The sequence below is a fragment of the Patulibacter medicamentivorans genome (assembly GCF_000240225.1).
GTDB lineage: Bacteria > Actinomycetota > Thermoleophilia > Solirubrobacterales > Solirubrobacteraceae > Patulibacter > Patulibacter medicamentivorans.
Map to the genome: position 1 here is coordinate 20960 of NZ_AGUD01000200.1, position 19869 is coordinate 40828.

At 72.3% G+C, this 19869-nt stretch carries 14 protein-coding genes; all 14 read left to right on the top strand.

The window, feature by feature from the left end; all coding sequences use genetic code 11:
* Positions 1 to 16 precede the first annotated feature (16 nt).
* Complete coding sequence (locus tag PAI11_RS12360) at positions 17 to 3514, top strand: indolepyruvate ferredoxin oxidoreductase family protein (RefSeq protein WP_040600064.1); 3498 nt, start codon at positions 17 to 19, stop codon at positions 3512 to 3514.
* A gap of 167 nt (positions 3515 to 3681) precedes the next feature.
* Complete coding sequence (locus tag PAI11_RS12365; RefSeq protein ID WP_040600067.1) at positions 3682 to 4986, top strand: ABC transporter substrate-binding protein; 1305 nt, start codon at positions 3682 to 3684, stop codon at positions 4984 to 4986.
* A 9-nt stretch (positions 4987 to 4995) separates the two neighbouring features.
* Positions 4996 to 6933, top strand: coding sequence for an ABC transporter permease (locus PAI11_RS27210; RefSeq protein ID WP_007575106.1), 1938 nt, complete (start codon positions 4996 to 4998; stop codon positions 6931 to 6933).
* Positions 6930 to 7643: an ABC transporter ATP-binding protein gene (locus PAI11_RS12380; protein ID WP_007575108.1), complete on the top strand. Its 714-nt coding sequence runs from the start codon at positions 6930 to 6932 to the stop codon at positions 7641 to 7643. Before PAI11_RS27210 ends, PAI11_RS12380 begins: the two co-directional genes overlap by 4 nt.
* Positions 7643 to 8392 carry an ABC transporter ATP-binding protein gene (locus tag PAI11_RS12385; RefSeq protein ID WP_007575109.1) on the top strand — a complete coding sequence of 250 codons (750 nt, stop codon included), beginning with the start codon at positions 7643 to 7645 and terminating at the stop codon, positions 8390 to 8392. Before PAI11_RS12380 ends, PAI11_RS12385 begins: the two co-directional genes overlap by 1 nt.
* Positions 8393 to 8410: 18 nt before the next feature.
* On the top strand, positions 8411 to 8908 hold the full coding sequence (locus PAI11_RS24350; protein ID WP_138974281.1) for a cupin domain-containing protein: 498 nt from the start codon (positions 8411 to 8413) through the stop codon (positions 8906 to 8908).
* Positions 8909 to 8930: 22 nt separating this feature from the next.
* Positions 8931 to 10652 (top strand): CocE/NonD family hydrolase, encoded by a 1722-nt coding sequence (locus PAI11_RS12395; RefSeq protein WP_007575113.1) that lies wholly within the window; start codon positions 8931 to 8933, stop codon positions 10650 to 10652.
* A 62-nt stretch (positions 10653 to 10714) separates the two neighbouring features.
* A complete protein-coding gene (locus PAI11_RS24355) occupies positions 10715 to 11569 on the top strand; it encodes an alpha/beta fold hydrolase (protein ID WP_007575115.1) in 855 nt (284 codons plus the stop codon).
* On the top strand, positions 11570 to 13705 hold the full coding sequence (locus PAI11_RS24360) for an alpha/beta hydrolase fold domain-containing protein (protein WP_007575116.1): 2136 nt from the start codon (positions 11570 to 11572) through the stop codon (positions 13703 to 13705). It abuts the gene before it with no gap.
* Positions 13706 to 13732: 27 nt separating this feature from the next.
* Positions 13733 to 14374, top strand: a complete 642-nt coding sequence (locus PAI11_RS12410; protein ID WP_007575118.1) for a VOC family protein — start codon at positions 13733 to 13735, stop codon at positions 14372 to 14374.
* A 7-nt stretch (positions 14375 to 14381) separates the two neighbouring features.
* The gene (locus tag PAI11_RS12415; protein WP_007575120.1) at positions 14382 to 15386 is read left to right on the top strand and encodes a zinc-dependent alcohol dehydrogenase; all 1005 of its coding nucleotides are present in this window, start codon (positions 14382 to 14384) and stop codon (positions 15384 to 15386) included.
* A gap of 140 nt (positions 15387 to 15526) precedes the next feature.
* Positions 15527 to 17416, top strand: a complete 1890-nt coding sequence (gene uvrC / locus PAI11_RS12420) for an excinuclease ABC subunit UvrC (RefSeq protein ID WP_007575122.1) — start codon at positions 15527 to 15529, stop codon at positions 17414 to 17416.
* 147 nt (positions 17417 to 17563) lie between these two features.
* Complete coding sequence (gap, locus tag PAI11_RS12425; RefSeq protein ID WP_007575124.1) at positions 17564 to 18562, top strand: type I glyceraldehyde-3-phosphate dehydrogenase; 999 nt, start codon at positions 17564 to 17566, stop codon at positions 18560 to 18562.
* An 86-nt stretch (positions 18563 to 18648) separates the two neighbouring features.
* The gene (locus tag PAI11_RS12430; protein ID WP_050897226.1) at positions 18649 to 19866 is read left to right on the top strand and encodes a phosphoglycerate kinase; all 1218 of its coding nucleotides are present in this window, start codon (positions 18649 to 18651) and stop codon (positions 19864 to 19866) included.
* The last annotated feature ends 3 nt before the right edge of the window (positions 19867 to 19869 follow it).

Below are 19869 nucleotides of genomic sequence, written 5' to 3' on the forward strand. Positions count from 1 at the left end.
GGGAGAGGGGACGACGATGGTGGCCTTCCGGCTCGACGACAAGTACACGGTCGAAGACGGCGTGATCTTCGTCACCGGCACGCAGGCGCTGGCTCGCGTGCCACTCGATCAGCACCGCGCCGACGTGCGCGCGGGGCTCGACATCGCGGGGTACGTCTCGGGGTACCAGGGGTCGCCCCTGGGCACCTACGACCTCGAGCTCGGTCGCCAGCGCGAGCGCCTGGCCGCCGCCGGGATCCAGCATCAGCCCGCCGTCAACGAGGAACTCGGGGCGACGGCGGTGATGGGCACGCAGCTGGCCCCGAACGTCGGCACGCTGAAGCACCAGGGCGTCGTCGGCTACTGGTACGGCAAGGCCCCGGGGCTCGACCGCGCGGGGGACGCGCTGCGCCACGCCAACCTGATTGGCACGCAGCCGCTCGGCGGCGCCGTGGCGTTCGTCGGCGACGACGCGACGGCCAAGTCGTCGAGCATCCCGTCCAGCTCGGAGTATGCGCTCTTCGACCTCGGCATGCCGGTGCTCGTGCCCGGAGATGTCCAGGAGATCCTCGACTACGGCCTGCACGCGGTGGCGATGTCGCGGGCGTCCGGCCTGTGGACGGCGCTGAAGCTGGCGACCTCGGTGGCCGACGGCTCCGGCACGGCGCTGGTCGGCCGCGACCGCGTCCGGCCGGTACTGCCCGACGCCGCGGCGACGCGCCACGCGCCGCACGCCCAGCTGATTGGCGCGGCGCTGCTCGAGCTCGAGCGCTCGATGCTCGAGGAGCGGCTCGACCTGGCGCGCGAGTACGGGCGCCTGAACCGGCTCAACGAGGTCGTCGTCTCGCACCCGGACGACCGGATCGGGATCGTCGCGGTCGGGCGGATGTACCAGGAGGTCCGGCAGGCGCTCCGCGACCTGGGCCTCGACGACGACGGGCTCGCGCGCAACCGGGTCCGGGTGATGAAGGTCGGGATGCCGTACCCGGTCGACCCCGCCGACCTGCGGGAGCTCGCGCACGGCTTGGACCGGATCGTGGTGGTCGAGGAGAAGCGCGCCTTCGTCGAGACCCAGCTCAAGGATGCGCTGTTCGGCCAGCCAGCCCCGCCCGTCGTCACCGGAAAGCGGGACGCGGATGGGGCGTCGCTGTTCCCGGCCGCGGGGGAGTTCGACGGCGGCCTGATCACGCGGACGCTCGCCGCCGCGGTGCTGGGCGACGAGGACGCGGCTCCGACGGCGGCCCGCGCACGCGTGCTGCGGCTCGACGGCATCCGCACGCCCGAGCCGCTGCCGCTGGCGCGGACGCCCTACTACTGCTCCGGCTGCCCGCACAACTCGTCGACGACGAGCCTGCCCGAGGACAGCGTCGTCGGCGCCGGCATCGGCTGCAGCGGCATGGTGATGGTGATGGACGAGGACCAGGTCGGCGCGGTCGCCGGCGTGACGCAGATGGGGGGCGAGGGCGCGCAGTGGATCGGGATGGCCCCGTTCGTCGACTCCCCGCACTTCTTCCAGAACCTCGGCGACGGGACGTTCCTCCACTCGGGCTCGCTGGCGATCCGTGCGGCGATCGCCGCCGAGGTCGACATCACCTACAAGCTGCTCTACAACGCCGCGATCGCGATGACGGGTGGCCAGCAGCCCGCGGGCGGCGGCCTCTCGGTCCCCGAGATCTGCCAGATGCTCACCGCTGAGGGGGTCTCTCGGATCCTGATCACGGCCGACGACGTGAGCGCCTACGCGGGCGTGCGGCTGCCCGACGGGATCGAGGTCTGGGCGCGCGACCGGCTGGTCGAGGCGCAGGAGCGGCTGGCCGCGATCAAGGGCGTCACGGTGCTCATCCACGACCAGGAGTGCGCGACCGAGCTGCGTCGGAAGCGCAAGCGTGGCCTGGCGCCGGCCCGCGAGAAGCGGATCTTCATCAACGAGCGCGTCTGCGAGGGCTGCGGCGACTGCGGCGCCAAGTCGAATTGCCTGTCGGTGATCCCGATCGAGACCGAGTTCGGTCGCAAGACCGCGATCCACCAGGCGTCCTGCAACACCGACTACTCCTGCGTCGACGGCGACTGCCCCTCGTTCCTGGAGATCGTGCCGGCGACCGGCGGGGCGCAGCACCAGATGCCGCCCGACCTTGCCGCCGATGCGCTGCCGGAGCCCGCAGCCGACCTGCCGTCCGAGGCGACGATCCGGATCACCGGCGTCGGCGGGACCGGCGTGGTCAGCGTGGCGCAGATGCTCGCGATCGCGGCCCATCTCGAAGGCCGGCACGTCCGCGGCCTCGACCAGATCGGCCTGGCGCAGAAGGGCGGTCCGGTGGTGTCCGACCTGCGGATCCAGGCCACGGCGACGGACGGGTCGAACCGATTGGGCAGCGCCGACTGCGACGTCTATCTGGGCTGCGACCTGCTCGTCGCGGCCGAGGGTCGCAACCTCGCCGCGGCGGACCGCGCCCGCACGGTCGCGGTGCTGTCGAGCAGCGAGGTCCCGACCGGCCACATGGTCTCCGACCCGCTGCTGCGCTTCCCGCCGCTGCGATCGCTGACCGACCGGGTGCTCAGCCGCGCCCGCGAGGATCGGTCGCTCTGCTTCGCGGCGCAGGACGACGCGACGACGCTGTTCGCCGTCGATCAGGTCGCGAACGTGATGCTGCTCGGCGCGGCCTTCCAGCTCGGTGCGCTGCCCGTCAGTGCGGCGGCGATCGAGCGCGCGATCGAGCTCAACGGCACCCAGGTCGAAGTCAACCGGCAGGCGTTCCGCCGCGGTCGACAGCGGGTGGCCGATCCCGAGGCGTACGACGCGCTGCTCCTGGCCCGCATGCCCGTGGTGGGCGCCCTGGAACTCGATCCGGAGCAGCGGGCGATCGTCGACGACGTCGGCGCCGCTCCGGGCTCGGAGCTCGAGCGCCTGCTGGAGCGGCGCGTGTCGGAGCTCGTCGGCTTCCAGGACGTCGCCTACGCACGGCGCTACGCGGAGGACGTTTCCCGGGCGCGCGCGGCGGAGCACGCCGTCGCGCCGGGCTCGACGGCGTTGGCCGAGGCGGTGGCCCGTGGCCTGCACAAGCTGCTGGCCTACAAGGACGAGCCGGAGATCGCCCGTCTGCACCTCGACCCGCAACTGCAGGCCGAGATCGAAGCGGCGTTCGGTCCTGGGGCTCGCTACGCCTGGAAGCTGACGCCGCCGTTCCTGCGGGCGCTCGGGTTCGAGGGGAAGATCACCCTCGGCCGGTGGTTCCGGCCGGTGTATCGCCTGCTCTACGCGATGCGACGGCTGCGCGGGACGGCGTTCGATCCGTTCGGCCGTAGTGAGGTGCGGCGGGCCGAGCGCGCGTTGATCGACGAGTACCGCGAGCTGCTCGCTCGCGTGCTGGCCGGTCTCACGGAGCAGAACCTCGACGTTGCCGTCGAGCTCGTCGGGCTGCCGGACATGGTCCGCGGCTACGAGGAGATCAAGCTCGCGAACGTCGCGCGCTACCGCGAGCGGATCGGCGAGCTGCTGGTCGAGTTCGAGGCGTCGCGGAGCTTGCTCGCGGCGTAGGACCTGCCCCTGGGCGGCGCGGGGCGACGGGCTCGTTCGCCGGACGAGGCGAATCCCCGGGATCGGGGTTGACTTCCGATCAGCGATCTGCGAAGAACTGTCCAGCAGGCAAATTGCCGACTGGGCAATAAGGCGGCGCGGGGCGCGGCCGGACCAAGGAGAGAGAGATGGGAATCAGGTCCGTAGGGCGGGCGGCTCGCGCCGTCGGCATCGGCATCGGCGTCGTGGGTGCGGTCGCGCTGGGCGGCTGCGGCTCGGACGACGGGGAGGGGACCGTCGCGGCCGCGAGCGGTCAGGAAGCCGCGGCCGTGCTCGCATCGTGCGGCAAAGGCGCGAAGGCCGCGAGCGGCAAGCCGATCACGGTCGGCGCGATCGTCACCAAGCTGCCGGGCGTCGACCTGACGCCGGTCAGCAACAGCACCAAGGCCTACTTCGACTGCGTCAACGCCCACGGCGGCGTGGGCGGTCGGCCGATCGAGCTCAAGGTCGAGCACGACCAACTCAACCCGCAGGCCACGTCGGCCCTGGCCTCGAAGCTGCTCGACCAGGACCACGTAGCGGCGATGGTCGGCAACACGAGCCTGATCGACTGCTCGGTCAACGGCAAGGCGTACCAGCAGGCCAAGCTCAACGTCATCGGCGCCGCGGTCGACACCGCGTGCTTCCGCCTGACGAACTTCGCCGCGGCCGGGCTCGGCCCGATGCTGTCGGCGCAGCTGGTCGCACAGCACCAGGTCGCCGAGCAGGCAGCCGACACGCTGCACGCGATGACCACGCAGGCGCCGGGCTCCGAGGCCCTCAACGCCGGTGTCGTCGGGGTCGGGAAGGACCGCGGCGTGAAGGTGGTCGAGACGATGGTCAAGGTCCCGATCACGGATCCCAACGGCGTCGCGCTCAGCGGTGCCAACAAGGCGGGCGACGACGGCGGCGTGATCCTCGACCTGGCGCCGCCGGAGCTGGCCAAGCTGCTCGGCGCGGCGGGCAAGCAGGGGCTCGCCGATCGCGCCCACTGGGGCTGCGTCAACGCGTGCGCCAACCCGACGCTGCTGAAGGCGCTCGACTCGAGCTGGGACGACAAGCTCGTCGTTCCGAACGAGTTCCCCGTCGTCGACGCGGACTCGCCCGACATGAATCTGTACCGCGCGGTCAACCAGAAGTACAACGGCGGCGCCGACCTCAGCACGTTCGGGCAACTCGGCTTCCTGATGGCCAAGCTGTTCGCCGACGCCGTGCAGCAGCTGCCGGCCGATCAGCTCGACCGCGAAGGAATCAACAAGGCGGTCGGTGCGATCTCGAACTACAAGACCGACATGCTGTGCGAGCCGTTCAGCTTCGACGCGGGCAAGCCGCACGTCTCGGTCGCGGCCGCTCGACTGTACGTCCCGTCGGACGGCAAGCTCAAGCAGGTCCAGGACTGCACCCAGGTCGACGCGGTCACCCCGATCGTTCGCGCGGCGCGCGCCGCGGGCTGAGCTGAGCTGATGCTGGCTGCCATCGATTTCGCGCCGTTCGTCGTCATCGGCCTGGCGCTCGGAGGGCTGTTCGCAGCCTCCGGCGTGGGGCTGGTGGTGCTCTACCGCACGACCGGCGTCATCAACCTGGCCTACGGCGCGATCGGAGCCCTCGGCGCGATGGTCGCCTGGGAGTTGATCGAGGGAGTCGGCACCCCGAAGGTCGTCGGCTACGCCGTCTGCATCCTCGGCGCCGGAGCGCTGTCGTGGGCGTACGGTGCCCTACTGGCACCGTTGCTCGCCCAGCGCGACGCGATGGTGAAGGCCATCGGGTCGCTCGCCTTTGCCTTGATCCTCCTCGGGATCATGGCGTGGATCTGGGGTGACGATCCGCGCTCGCTCGCGCTGCCGACGAGCGAGTGGTCGTTCCGGGCCGGCGACGTCCGGTTCGACGCGACCCAGCTCGTCGCGATCGGCCTGAGCCTCGCGGTCACGGCGGCGATGTCGCTGTTCCTTCGGCGCTCGCGGGTCGGCAGCGCGATGCGCGCGATGGCGGAGGACCGTGAGATCGCCGCGACGCTCGGCGTGCCGGTCCGCCGGATCGAGAGCGCCGCCTGGTTCGGGTCCGGGCTGCTCTGCGGGGCTACCACGCTGATCCTGGCGGATACCTACGGGCTCGACTATGCGGGCCTGACGTTCCTGATCATCTCGTCGCTCTCGGCGGCCCTCGTCGGCCGGATGCGGTCGCTCTGGGTGACCCTGATCGCCGGTCTGGCGATCGGCGTCATCCAGTCGTGCCTGACGCCGGTCGAGTCGCTCTCGAAGTACTCGGCGATGACCCCGTTCGTCGTTGCGATCATCGCGTTGCTGTGGCTCGGGCGCAACCGCAGCGCGACCCGTTCGGAGGCGCTCCGGCTGCCACCCGTCGCGGCACGGGCGACGGGCCGCCCGGCGCGGAGCCGCAGTGTGGCGGTCGGCGTCCTCGCCGTCCTCGCCACCGCGGTGCTGGTGCCGGCGCTGCTGACCGACTACTGGGTCGAGATCGGCACCGCCGTCGTCATCTACAGCGTGGTCGCGCTCGGCGCGGGCCTGCTGCTCGGGCGCGTCGGCCTGGTGTCGCTCTGCCAGGTCGCGCTGCTCGGCGTCGGTGGCTGGACCGCCCTGCGGCTCGGCTACGCCACCAGCCTGCCGTTCCCGGTGGTGCTCGTGCTTGCCGGCACCGTCACGGCCCTGATCGGCGTGCTGCTGAGCTGGCCGGCGTTGCGGCTGGGCAGCCTGTACTTCGCGCTGATCACGCTGATGGTGGCGGGGGCGGTGACCGTGCTGCTGACGCAGTTCAACTTCCCCAACGGCGGCGGCGGATTCCTCGGCTACGACGCCAGCGCGTCGGCGACGACGCCGTTGCGCAACCCCGTGATCGCCGAGACCACCAACGGGCTGTTTCGCTACGCGACCGTCGTCGCCGGGCTGATGTTCGCGCTCGCGGTCTGGGCGATCCGCGGTCGCGCGGGTCGTGCGTGGGCCGCGATCCGCCAGGACGAGGCGGCGGCTGCGGCGGCCGGAATCCCGGTGACCGCCTACAAGCTGTGGGGCTTCGCCCTGGCCTCGTTCATGACCGGCGCGGTCGGCGGGCTGATGGCCGCAACCGGCGGTGGCCTGACCTCGTACCAGTTCCCGACGCAGGACTCGCTGATCCTGCTGGCGGTGGTGATGATCGGCGGCATCTACAGCGTCTGGGGAGCAGTGCTCGCCGGCATGTTGGCCAAGCTGCTGCCGGCGCTGTTCTCGGGGTGGGGCTTCAACCCGGACTTCGTCCTGGTCCTGTTCGGGATCGGCGTGGTCGCGACGCTCGTGCACGGTCCGTCCGGCATGGCCGGCCAGCTGAGCGATCTCGGCCGGACGCTCCGCCGCCGGGTCGGCGGATCCCGAATGCTGTCGAGCGCTCCGGCGCGGGAGGGGAACGCATGATCGTCGTCGACGACCTCACGGTGCGCTTCGGCGGGGTGACCCCGCTCGACGCGATGACCGTCACCTTCGGCGGCGGCGTCAGCGGGCTGCTCGGGCCCAACGGTGCCGGCAAGACGACGTTCTTCAACGTCCTCAGCGGGTTCGTCCGGCCGGCGGCGGGCACGGTCCGTGCCTTCGACGACGACCTGCTGGCGATGGTCGACTTCCGGCGTGCGCGCTGGGGTCTCCGCCGCTGCTTCCAGCAGGAGCGCGCGATCGCGCAGCTCTCGGCCACCGAGAACGTGCTGCTGCTCGCCGAGCAGGTCGGGATCCCGCGGGGGGACCGTCGGCGTCGGGTGCTCGACGCGCTGGAGTTCGTTGGCCTCGACGACGCCACGGACCAGCCGGTTGGGATGCTGAGCGCCTACGATCGCCGCCGCGCCGAGCTGGCGCGGGCGATCGTCGGCGCGCCGCGGCTCGTCCTACTCGACGAGCCGGCCGCCGGTCTGCCCGACAGCGAGTCGCGCGATCTGGCGCGACTGATCGCGTCGATTCCCGACCGTCGCGGGGCGGCGGTGATCGTCGTCGACCACGACATCGATCTGGTGCAGAGCTGCTGCGCCACCGCCACCGTCCTCGACTTCGGTCGGGTGCTCGCTTCGGGTCCCACCGCGGACGTCCTGGCGGACCCTCGCGTGATCCACGCCTACCTCGGAACGGAGGGCAGCTGATGGTGCCCAGCAACGCGTCGCCGGACGGCCTCGTGATCGCCGACCTCGCGGTGTCCCGCGCCGGACGGTCGATCCTCCATGGGGTCTCGCTCGAGGTCCCGGCCGGTGCGATCACCACCCTGCTCGGCCCCAACGGGGCGGGCAAGTCGACCCTGATGCTGACGATCGCCGGACTGCTTCCGGCGACCAGAGGCCGGGTCGCGCAGGGTGATCGCGACCTGCTCGGTCTGCGCCCGGAACAGATCCGCAGCACAGGCGTGGCGGTGGTCGCCGAGGGGCGTCGCCTGCTCGGCGACCTCAGCGTCCACGACAACCTGCGCGTGGCGACCTACGCGCTCGCGGGCGACGACGCCGGCGCCGGGCTCGATCGTGCCCTGCAGCTGTTTCCCGAGCTGGAGAAGCGCTGGGACACGCCCGCGCGCTTGCTCTCCGGGGGCGAGCAGCAGATGGTCGTGATCGCCCAGGCGATCGTCTCGCGACCGTCGACCCTGCTGATCGACGAGCTGTCGCTCGGACTCGCCCCGGTGGCGGTCCAGCGCCTGCTTCCTGCGCTCGAGGCGGTCGCCGCCGACGGCGTCGGGGTCCTGTTGGTCGAGCAGTTCGCGCACGTCGCGCTCTCGTTGGCCGAACGCGCCTACGTCATGCACGCCGGACGCATCGACTTCCGCGGCGAGGCATCCGAGCTCCGGGAACGCCCGGAGCTGCTCGAGTCCGCCTACCGCCTGAGCGGGACCGCTTCCGCCGTCTAGAACACGAAGGAGTCATCGTTGCCCAGTCGTATCTTCCATGCTCGCTTGGAGGACCTGCCGAAGGAGACCACCTTCGAAGGGACCTACCAACGTACCGGGGTCGTCTCCGACCACGCGCTCTTCGCATTCGCGTGGGTCGACGCCGGGTTCGGCGCCGACTGGGCGGAGGACGAGCCCTTCCCCAACATGCACAGTCACGAGCACGATCAACTGATGGTGCAGATCCGCGGCGAGCAGGAGATGGTCGTCGGCGACGAGCAGATCTCGCTGCGGGCCGGCGAGGTGCTGTACATCCCGTCGCGGGTGCTGCACGGGGGGCGGCCCGTCGGCGACGAGCCGACGTTCTTGATCGAGGCCTTCGCGCCGATCCGGACCGACTACCTCTACATCGCCGAGCATCAGCTCTCCGTCGGGGCGCCCGAGCGGCTTTCCGACGGCTCACGGGTCGACACCAAGTCGAAGCGCGAGGCGATGAGCCAGGTGCTCTCGGACTCGGGCCTGCCCAGTCTGCGCTGAGCGGCGCTCGACCGTGGCCTCCGTGAACGTCCTGATCGAGCGCGATGTCGAGGTGCCGATGCGCGACGGCGCCGTGCTGCGGGCCACCGTCTTCCGGCCGGACGACGACGGCGAGCACCCGGTGCTGTTGCTGCGCACCCCGTACGGACGGGACAGCGCCGCGACGACCCACACGGCGATCGACCCGGAGCGCGCCGCAGCGTCCGGCCACGTCGTGGTGATCCAGGACGTTCGCGGGCGGTTCGGCTCGGACGGCGCGAGCTTCGATCCGTACGTCCACGAGTTCGACGACGGGTACGACAGCGTGCAGTGGGCGGCCGGCATCCCGGGGGCCGACGGGCGGGTCGCCACCTACGGCATCTCGTATGCGGGGACGGCCGCCTGGCAGGCCGCGGCCGCGACACCGCCCGCACTGCGCGCCGTCGCCGCGGCCCAGTCGACCAACGATGCCTTCCTCGACCTGAGCTGGCGGGGTGGGGCGTTCAACTGGGGGATGCACCTGACATGGGTGCTGGGCACGCTGGCTCTCGCCCAGCAGGCGCGCGACGGTGGCGACGGCGCCGTCGCCCGCGCGCTGCTCGCGGAGGTCGTCACGGCGGTCGACGCGTACGAGCGGACGGCGGCGCGGCTGCCACCCGACGGCCTCGCCGTCGCTGCCCGCGTGACCGAGCGGGTCCCGTTCCTCGCCGACGCGATGGCCCACGACCGCCGCGGGGCGTACCACCGGGCACGCTCGGTCGCCGGCCGCTACGGCGCGATCACGGCTCCGGCCTTCGTGGTCGCCGGCTGGTACGACGTGATGCTCAGCAACGACCTCCGGCACTTCGCCGCGATCCGCTCGCAGGCCCGCAGCGCCGTCGCCCGCGAACGGTCGCGGCTGGTGATCGGTCCGTGGACCCACGGGCCCGGCATGCTCGCCGCGTCGGCGGGCGAGGTCTCGTTCGGGATCGGGTCCAGCGGTGCCGCGCTCGACCTCCACGCGATGCTGGTCGACTGGCTCGACGAGCAACTCGGCCGACGCGAGCCGATCGAGCATCCGCCGGTGCGGGTCTTCGTGATGGGCGCCAACCGGTGGCGCGCCGAGGACGCGTGGCCCCCGCCCGATACTCGGGAGCAGCGGTGGTTCCTGCACGGGGAGGGGCGACTATCGCTCGAGCCCCCTGGGCAGGAGACGCCACCTGCGCGATACCTCTACGACCCGGCGGACCCCTGCCCGACCGTCGGCGGGCCGCTGCTGATGCCCGACACGTATCGCCGCGGTCCGGTCGACCAGACCCCGATCCTCGGGCGCGAGGACGTCCTGACCTTCACGTCCGACGTGCTGAATGGGGACCTGGAGATCGCGGGACCGGTCGGCGCGAGCCTCTACGCGGCGACGTCGGCAGTCGACACGGACTGGGTGGTGAAGCTCTGCGAGCTACTCCCGGACGGGCGGACGATCAATCTCTGCGACGGGATCCTGCGGGCGCGCTTCCGCGGCGGGGACTGGTCGGCGCCGGAGCCCGTGCGACCGGACGAGGTCCTGCGCTACGAGGTCGACCTGTGGGCGACCGCGGTCGTCGTCCCGGCGGGCCACCGGTTGCGCGTGCTGGTCACGTCGAGCGACTTCCCGCGGTACGACCGCAACCCCAACACGGGCATCGTCGGGGTGCGCGCGACGCGCTTGGTGTCAGCTGAGCAACGGGTCTTCCGGGATACGGAGCGGCCGTCGCACGTGACCTTGCGCATCCGCGGACGAGATTGAATTGCCCAGCGGGCAAAAGAGTGGCTAGACTCTCCAATGGTTCGAGAGGAGAGAGGGACGAGATGATGGAACGACTGGCTGTCGGCTCGGCGCAGATCGCCTACGCCGACAGCATGGGCGAGGGCGATCCGCTGCTGCTGCTGCACGGCGGCTTGCTCAGCGACTGGTTCGTCCCGGTCGCGGCCGATCCCCGCCTGGCGGGGTGCCGCGTCGTCCGGATGGAGCGCGCCGGCTACGTGCGGCCCGAGGACGCGACCGTCCCGTTCACGATCGCCGAGCGGGCGGCCCACGGTGCCGAGTTGCTCGCGGCGCGCGGCATCACGCGGGCCTACGTCGGCGGGCACTCGAGCGGCGCGATCATCGCGCTCCAGATGGCGCTCGACTTCCCCGATCTGGTCGCCGGACTGGTGCTGATCGAGCCGGCGCCAGGGGGCGAGCTGGCCAGTGCGACGGCGATCGACGTCGCCCAGGGACCGATGCGCGCGTCGATGGAGCGATTCGCGGCGGGCGACGCGGAGGCCGGCTACGACCTGTTCATGCGGGCGACGTGCGTCGCCGACCACGCCGACGTTCTCGAGGGCGCTCTGGGGCCGGGCGCGCTCGCGCGCGCGATCGAGCAGTCGCGTGCGTTCCCCGCCGAGGCGGCCGCGTTCGCCGACTGGACGTTCGGCGCGGCGGAGGGGGAGCGGCTGACCACGCCGGTGCTCGCGATCGCCGGCACCGCGACCGAGCACGATTGTCCGCTGCCCCCGGACTCGGTGCCGCGCCTCCAGGCGCTGGTGCCGCAGACGGAGATCGCGTGGCTCCCGGGCGGCAACCACATGATGACCCTGACCGATCCGTCGGGTGTGAGCGAGCTGATCGGGTCTTTCGTGGCCCGCAACCCGATCCCGGCGCCGGCCGGCAGGGAGGGCTAGATGCGCGTCGTGATCGCAGGCGGCGGGATCTCCGGTCTTGCCCTCGCCGTCGGGCTGCAGCGTCGCGGGGCCGAGGTCCGCCTGCTCGAGCAGGCCGATGCGTTCGGCGAGATCGGCGCGGGGATCTGGCTGACCGCCAACGCCGTCAAGGCGCTCGGGCACCTCGGCGTGGACATCACGCGGCGGAGCGTGCCGACGCAGTCCCTGGTCTACAGCGACTACGCGTCCGACGAGCCGCTCTACGCCAACCGGCTCGCCGGAGCGGCCCAGAGGTACGGGGCGCAGGCCTACTTCGTGCACCGCGCCGACCTGCTGTCGGCGCTGGTCGAGGCGGTCGACGACGCGGGCGTCCGCGTCGCCAGCAGGGTCGTCGGGGTCGAGCAGACGGCGACCGAGGCCGCGGCGGTCCTCGCGGACGGCTCGCGGATTGCCGGTGACGCGCTGGTCGGCGCCGACGGGCTGCGCTCGACCGTACGACCGGCGCTGTTCGGCGCGGCGGAGCCGGACTTCGCCGGGGTCGTCGCGTGGCGTTCGATCATCCCGTTCGAGCGGGTCGCCGAGATCGGCTTGGAGCCGGCCTGCCAGCACCTCTGGCTCGGCAACCGACGCACGACGATCTCGTACCCGCTGCGGGACGGCGAGCTCTACAACTTCGTCGGCGTGGTGCCGGCCGAGGAGGTGACCCCGGAGTCGTGGTCGCGGTCCGGCAGCCTCGACGACCTGCGCGGGTCGTTCGTCGGGGCGTGCGAGCGGCTGACGTCGATCGTCGAGGCGGTCGACACGGCGTTCGTGACCGGGCTCTACTACCGCGACCCGCTGCCCGAATGGGGCGTCGGCCGGGTCGGCCTGATCGGCGACGCTGCTCATCCGGCGCTGCCCACGGCCGGCCAGGGCGCGGCGATGGGCCTGGAAGACGCGGTGGTCCTGGCCGAGTGTCTCGTGCGTCACGGCGCCGACGGCGTCGCCGAGGCCTTTGCCGAGCTCGCCGATCGGCGGCGGGAACGCACCGGTCGGGTGCTCGCGCTGTCGCGCGCCAACGCCCGGATGCTGACCTTCGACACGCCGGATCTCGCGCGGGCCCGCAACGGCCGCTGGCGGGGCATGCGCGCGCTCGATCCCGACGGCCTGGACTTCTGGCACGGGCTGTGGTCCTACGACGTCGAACGCGAAACGGTGCGGCCGGCGGAGCCGTCGAGGCCGCCGGCCCCGTCCCCCTGGGCCGGGGTGCTGACGCCCACCGACCGCGCGCTCGGCTGGGCCGGAGAGCGGGCCGCCTACGATCGGTTCTGGGCCGAGCGGGCCCCGCTCGACGCCGACGCGGTGGTTCGCGAGATCGCGGTGGAGTCCGTCCGGGGACTGATGGTCGGCCGCGGGGCGCAGGGCCCGGTCATCCTCCACGTCCACGGTGGCGGCTTCACGATGGGCGGTCCGCGGTCCTCGGCCGAGCTGGCCGACTCGCTGGCGGGTGCCGTCGGCGGCACGGCGTTCGTGCCCGAGTACCGGCTGGCGCCGGAGTTCCCGTTCCCCGCCGCGGCCGACGACGTGCTCGCCGCATGCCGCTGGCTGATCGGCGAGGTCGGAGCGGAGAACGTGGTGCTCGGCGGGGAGGAGGCAGGGGCCGGCCTCGCGCTCGGCGCCGCGATCGCCCTGCGCGACGCCGGCGACGCGCTTCCGCGCGCGCTGCACCTGATCTCGCCGTTCGTCGACTTGGGGCTGCGCGGCGACGAGCTCGCCGCGCAACCGGGCGGCGACGGCTGGCACAGCCGTGAGGGGCTCGGCTACGCCTCGGCGAGCTACCTGCAGGGGGTGGACCCGGACGCGGCCGACGCGTCGCCGCTCAACGCGGATCTGCGCGGGCTGCCGCGGATGCTGATCCAGGTCGGCGCGCGCGAGGTACTCGCCGAGGACGCACGGCGATTGGCCGTCCGAGCCACGGACGCCGAGGTCGGCGTCCGGCTGACGGCCTACGACACGTCGGTGCACGCGTCGCTGCGCTTCGCCGAGCTGTCGGAGGCCCGGCAGGCGATCACCGAGCTCGCGGCGTGGATCGAGGCATTGCCGATCGGGCAACGGCCGGGACAGGTCCCCGGTCATCAGACGTGGCGCTCCGGCGCCGAACCAACGACGAAGAGGTAGACGATGCCGACAGCAGGTGAGGGAACCGTGGAGGACATCCGGTACGTCGAGCCCGAGGGCGTGATCGCGCCGGTGCTCCACCACATCAATCTGAAGACCACCCGCAAGGACGAGATGATCGCCTGGTACCGGACGGTCTGCGGGATGAAGGTCAACTACGACAGTCCGTTCGGGGCGTTCCTGACGAACGATCGGGCCAACCACCGGATCGCGCTGCTGGCGCCGCCCGGGCTCGAGCCGGACACCGAGCGGCGCACGCACGACGGCCTGCACCACTCCGCGTTCGAATACGCGTCGCTGGAGGACCTCGACGCGTCCTATCGCCGGATGCGGGACGAGGGGATCGAGCCGCTGCTCTGCGTCAACCACCGCAACACGATCTCCTACTACTACGAGGACCCCGACGGGAACCTCGTCGAGCTGCAGTGCGACGCGTTCGGGGACTGGGAGGAGTCGACCGCCTGGATGAAGAAGGAGCTGATGGAGATCACCGAGCATCAGCTCGGTGTCGTCATCGACCCGGCGCTGGTCTCCGTCGATGTCCTGACCGGCGTGCCGATGGAGCAGATCCAGGCGCGTTCCGAGGAGGGTCGCTACCACTGGGACGGCGAGCCGGACCTGCGGCTGCCGGCTCCGCCTCCGGGCGCGCCGGAGATGTTCAAGCGGTAGCCGGCCGATGCTCGCAGCCGTCTTCCACGGGCAGGGCGACGCGCGCGTCGCGCCGCGTCCGGTGCCCGAGCCCGCCGAGGGGGAGATCACCGTCGATGTCGACGCCTGCGGGGTCTGCGGCTCGGATCTCCACGTCATGGGCGGCAGCGTCGTAGTGCCGACGCCGCTTGTGCTGGGGCACGAGCTCAGCGGCCGGGTGCGGGAGAGTCGGGTCGATGGGCTCGTCCCCGGCACGCCGGTCACGGTCCTGCCGCTGCTGCCCTGCGGTACGTGCGCCGCATGTCGGGACGGACGGACCAACCACTGCGTCGACCGAATCGACCTTGGCCTGACGGTCGACGGGGGGTTCGCCGAGGTGATCCGGGTGCCGCGGGCGCGCGTCGGGGAGACGGTCTTCGTGCTGCCGGCGGCGGTGAGCGCGGTGGCGGCGGCGGTCGTCGAGCCGCTCGCCGTCGGACTCCGCGCCGCGTCGCTGGCGGGGGCGGAGCGCGGCGACCGGGCGCTCGTGCTCGGCTGCGGGATGATCGGCCAGGCGGTGATCGCCTTCCTCCGGCAGAGCGGGGTCGGGACCGTCGTCGCGGTCGACGTCTCGCCGGAGCGTCGGGCCCAGGCGCTCGCCCGTGGCGCCGACGACGCGTGTGGCCCCGACGAGCTGCGCGAGCTGCTCGGCGGCGAGCCGGTCGCCGCGGCGATCGACTGCGCGGGACACCCCGACACCGTCGCCGCGGCCGTCCGGCACACCGGGCACGGCGGCACGGTCGTGCTCGCTGGCGTCTACGGACGGCGGGTGCCGGTGACGCTCGACGCGGTCGTGGGACGCGAGCTGCGCGTACAGGGCTCGTTCGCCTACGCGTCCGAGTTCGGTCACGTGATCGAGATGCTCGCCCGCGGCGACATCGACGGCGAGGCGTTCGTCAGCCGTCATGTGTCCCTGACCGAGGCGCCGAGCATCCTCGATCGCAGCGGCTCGTCGCTGGACGACGTGAAGGTCCTGGTGCGTCCGGCGCGCTGACGGGCGCGCCGCGTCGGGCCGCGGCCTCTTGGAGCGACTGGTTGCGTCCTGGGGCAGGAGATCGAGCCCGGGGGACGCGCAGCGGCCGCCCAACGACGGCCAGAGCAGGAACCGCGTGCGCGATCCTTATGCTCGGAGGGATGGCCTCGCGCGCCTCACCACCGTCCCGCCGCAGCCGGCTCGCCGAGCAGCGCAAGTCGCTGCCCGACGGTCCGGGCGTCTACCTGTTCCGCGACGACGCGGGGGACGTGATCTACGTCGGCAAGGCGAAGTCGATCAGGAAGCGGGTCGCCAGCCACTTCGTCAACCCGGTCACGCGCGGCGCGGTCGAGATGGTCGACGTGATCGACAACATCGAGTTCGTGCTCGTCGCCAGCGAGACCGAGGCGCTGCTGGCCGAGAACGGCTTCATCAAGCAGTACCAGCCGCAGTTCAACATCCGGCTGCGGGACGACAAGTCCTACCCCTACGTCTGCGTGACGCTCGACGAGGACTTCCCGCGGGTCTTCATCACGCGCGAGAAGCACCGGCCGGGCCGTCGCTACTTCGGGCCGTACTCGAACGCCAAGCGGGTCCGCCACACGCTCGACCTGCTCGGGCGGCTGTTCCAGTTCCGCACCTGCGAGGGCGCCGAGCCGGGCCGCCGGTCGGGCTCGCCCTGCCTGGACTTCCACATCGACCGCTGCACCGCGCCCTGCGTCGGCTACGTCACCAAGGACGAGTACCGCGACGCGATCGACGGCGTGATGGCCTTCCTCGCCGGCCGCTACCGCGAGATCGAGTCGACGATCGAGGCCCGGATGCACGACGCGGCCGCCGCCCAGGAGTACGAGCGCGCCGCCCGCGAGCGCGACCGCCTGCAGGCCGTCCGCTCGCTGCTCGAGCGCCAGCGGGTCACCAGCGACAGCATCGGCACGCTCGACGTGGTCGCGGTCACCGTCGACGGCGACGACGCCAACGCCCAGGTCTTCCAGGTCCGCGACGGCTCGCTGACCGACCGCCACTCCTTCTACCTGACCGGCGTCTCGGGCGAGGTCCCCGACGTGCTCGAGCAGTTCGTCCTGCGCTACTACGGCGGCGCGACGGTCCCGCCGACGGTTCTGGTGCCCGACGAGGTCGAGGAGCACGGGGCGCTCGCCGAGGCGCTGGCCGAGCTGCGCGGCGGGCGGGTCGAGGTGATGACGCCGCAGCGCGGCGACCGCCGGCGGATGCTCGACATGGCCCGCCGCAACGCCGAGCTGGCCCTCGGGCAGGAGCGGCTGAAGGCCGAGCGCCGGCGCGAGCAGCGGGTCGAGGCGCTGACCGACCTGCAGCAGGCGCTCGGCCTCGACCGGATCCCGGTGCGAGTCGAGTGCTACGACATCTCGCACCTGATGGGGACCGAGACCGTCGCCTCGATGGTCGTCCTGGAGGGCGGCGCGCCGGCCAACGACCACTACCGCCGGTTCGTCATCCGCGACCTCGAGGACGACACCCCCGACGACTTCAAGAGCATGAACGAGGTCCTCCGCCGGCGGCTCGCGCAGTGGACCCGCCAGCAGGAGAAGCCGGTCCACGAGCCGGGCCGCGACGAGTCGTTCGCCAGCCTCCCGGACCTGATCGTGATCGACGGCGGCAAGGGCCAGCTGTCGGCCGGCCTCGAGGCGCTGGAGCCGTTCATCGAGCGCGGGGTGGCGGTCGTCTCGCTGGCCAAGCGGATCGAGGAGGTCTTCCTGCCCGGCCGCTCGGCGCCGATCGTGATGGGCCACGACACCCCGGCCCTGCAGCTGCTGCAGCGCGCCCGCGACGAGGCGCACCGGTTCGCGATCACCCACCACCGCGGGCGCCGCGACCGCAACCTGACCGGCTCCGTGCTCGACGACCTGCCCGGCGTCGGTCCGGCGCGCAAGAAGGCGCTGCTGCGGCACTTCGGGTCGCCGGACCGGGTGGTCGCGGCCAGCCGCGAGCAGCTCGAGGCGACTCCCGGCCTGCCGGGCAAGGTCGCGCGCGAGGTCTACGCGCAGCTCCACCGCACCCGCACGGGGGAGTAGCGCCCCGGCTCCGGGCCCTGGCGGACGGCGCACGCGGCGGCCCCTCCGATAGCCTGCAGTGGGTCGCCCGAGCCTGCCGCGATCGCCGGTGGACCCGGGCCGTCGTGGTTGCACTCTCGCTCTGACTCGGACCCCAAGGACGGTTCCATGCCCGTACGTGTCGGCATCAACGGCTTCGGCCGGATCGGCCGCAACGTCTTCCGCGCCGCCAAGGCGGCCAACGCGGACATCGAGTTCGTGGCGGTCAACGACCTGACCGACCCGAAGACGCTCGCGCACCTGATCAAGTACGACTCGATCCTCGGGCCGTACCCGGGAACCGTCGAGGCCACCGACAGCGGGCTGCTCGTCGACGGCAACGAGATCAAGGTCTTCGCCGAGCGCGAGCCGGGCAACATCGACTGGGCGTCGGTCGGCGCCGAGGTCGTGATCGAGTCGACCGGCTTCTTCACCGACGCCGAGAAGGCCAAGGCCCACCTGGTCGGCGACGTCAAGAAGGTCGTCATCTCGGCCCCGGCCAAGAACGAGGACGTCACCCTCGTGCTCGGCGTCAACGACGACGCCTACGACAAGGCCAACCACCACGTCGTCTCGAACGCGTCCTGCACCACGAACTGCCTGGCGCCGTTCGCGAAGGTCGCCAACGACACGGTCGGCATCAAGCACGGCCTGATGACGACGATCCACGCCTACACCGGCGACCAGCGCCTGCTCGACGCGCCGCACAGCGACCTGCGCCGCGCCCGCGCCGCCGCCACCAACCTGATCCCGGCCTCGACCGGCGCCGCCAAGGCCGTCGGCCTGGTGCTGCCGGAGCTCAACGGCAAGCTCTCCGGCTTCGCCGTCCGCGCGCCCGTCCCGACCGGCTCGGTCGTCGACCTGACGTTCGAGGCCGAGCGCGAGACCACCGTCGAGGAGGTCAACGCCGCGCTCAAGGCCGCCGCCGAGGGCCCGCTGAAGGGCATCCTCGAGTACACCGAGGACCCGATCGTCTCCAGCGACATCGTCGGCAACCCGCACAGCTCGATCGTCGACGCGCAGCTGACGGCGGTCATCGACGGCACGCTGGTGAAGATCGTCTCCTGGTACGACAACGAGTGGGGCTACTCGAACCGCGTCGTCGACCTGGTCGGGCGCCTGCTCTAGGACCCGCCGACCACCGCGCGGCCGGCGATCCGGCCGCGCGGAGGACGACCACCCGCCGAGCCGACCCGACGCACCGAAGGACCCACATGAGCACCGACGCCCCGACCGACCGTCGCGCCCCGATCCGGACCCTCGAGGACCTCGCGGTCGACGGCAAGCGGGTCTTCGTGCGCGTCGACTTCAATGTCCCGCTCGACGGCGACGGCGCGATCACCGACGACACCCGGATCCAGGCCGCGCTGCCGACCCTGCGGCGGCTGCTGGACGAGGGCGCCGCGCTGATCCTGGCCGCCCACCTGGGCCGGCCGAAGGGCGTCGACCCGGCGCTCTCGCTGGCGCCGGTCGCGGCGCGGCTCGGCGAGCTGCTCGGACGCGGGGTCGCGCTCTCGCCCGAGGTCGTCGGGGCCGAGTCGACGCGGCTGGCCGCGGCGCTGGAGCCGGGCCAGGTGCTGATGCTGGAGAACGTCCGCTTCGAGCCGGGCGAGACGAAGAACGATCCCGACCTGGCGCGGGCCTACGCAGCGCTCAGCGACGGCATCTTCGTCAACGACGCGTTCGGTGCCGCCCACCGCGCCCACGCGTCGACCGAGGGCGTCGCCCACCACGTCGAGCAGGCGGCCGCCGGGCTGCTGCTGCAGGGCGAGGTCGAGACGCTCGAGGGGATCCTGGCCGACCCGGGCCGGCCGCTGGTGGCGATCGTCGGCGGCGCCAAGGTGACGGACAAGATCGGCGTGATCGACGCCTTCCTGGAGCGCGCCGACACGATCCTGATCGGGGGCGCGATGTGCTTCCCGTTCTTCAAGGCCCAGGGCCACGAGGTCGGCTCGTCGCTGTGCGAGGAAGCCGGCGTCGAGCCCGCCGCCCGCGCGCTCCGCGACGCCGAGCTGAAGGGCTGCCGGCTGCTGCTGCCGATCGACCTCTCGCTCGGCCGCGAGTTCTCGGCGACGACCGAGCAGCGCGACCTCGACGGCGTCGACACGCCCGACGGCTGGATGGGCCTGGACATCGGCCCGAAGACCGCCGCGGCCTACCGCGAGGAGATCCTCGGCGCGGGCTCGGTCTTCTGGAACGGGCCGATGGGCGCCTTCGAGCTGGAGCCCTTCGCGCCGGGCACCCGGACGGTGGCCGAGGCGGTCGCCGAGACCGAGGCGACCACGGTCGTCGGCGGCGGCGACAGCGCCGCGGCGCTGCAGCAATTCGGCCTCGGCGACCAGGTCACGCACCTCTCGACCGGCGGCGGCGCGTCGCTGGAGCTGATCGAGGGCAAGGCCCTGCCCGGCGTCGAGGTCCTGCGCCAGGCGTAGGCT

What these genes read in the sequence shown, in the direction of transcription:
- gap (WP_007575124.1), top strand. Translation starts at nt 17,564, where the DNA reads ATGCCCGTACGTGTCGGCATCAACGGCTTCGGCCGGATCGGCCGCAAC.
- PAI11_RS24355 (WP_007575115.1), top strand. Translation starts at nt 10,715, where the DNA reads ATGATGGAACGACTGGCTGTCGGCTCGGCGCAGATCGCCTACGCCGAC.
- PAI11_RS12380 (WP_007575108.1), top strand. Translation starts at nt 6,930, where the DNA reads ATGATCGTCGTCGACGACCTCACGGTGCGCTTCGGCGGGGTGACCCCG.
- PAI11_RS12385 (WP_007575109.1), top strand. Translation starts at nt 7,643, where the DNA reads ATGGTGCCCAGCAACGCGTCGCCGGACGGCCTCGTGATCGCCGACCTC.
- PAI11_RS12365 (WP_040600067.1), top strand. Translation starts at nt 3,682, where the DNA reads ATGGGAATCAGGTCCGTAGGGCGGGCGGCTCGCGCCGTCGGCATCGGC.
- PAI11_RS12430 (WP_050897226.1), top strand. Translation starts at nt 18,649, where the DNA reads ATGAGCACCGACGCCCCGACCGACCGTCGCGCCCCGATCCGGACCCTC.
- PAI11_RS12360 (WP_040600064.1), top strand. Translation starts at nt 17, where the DNA reads ATGGTGGCCTTCCGGCTCGACGACAAGTACACGGTCGAAGACGGCGTG.
- uvrC (WP_007575122.1), top strand. Translation starts at nt 15,527, where the DNA reads ATGGCCTCGCGCGCCTCACCACCGTCCCGCCGCAGCCGGCTCGCCGAG.
- PAI11_RS24360 (WP_007575116.1), top strand. Translation starts at nt 11,570, where the DNA reads ATGCGCGTCGTGATCGCAGGCGGCGGGATCTCCGGTCTTGCCCTCGCC.
- PAI11_RS12415 (WP_007575120.1), top strand. Translation starts at nt 14,382, where the DNA reads ATGCTCGCAGCCGTCTTCCACGGGCAGGGCGACGCGCGCGTCGCGCCG.
- PAI11_RS27210 (WP_007575106.1), top strand. Translation starts at nt 4,996, where the DNA reads ATGCTGGCTGCCATCGATTTCGCGCCGTTCGTCGTCATCGGCCTGGCG.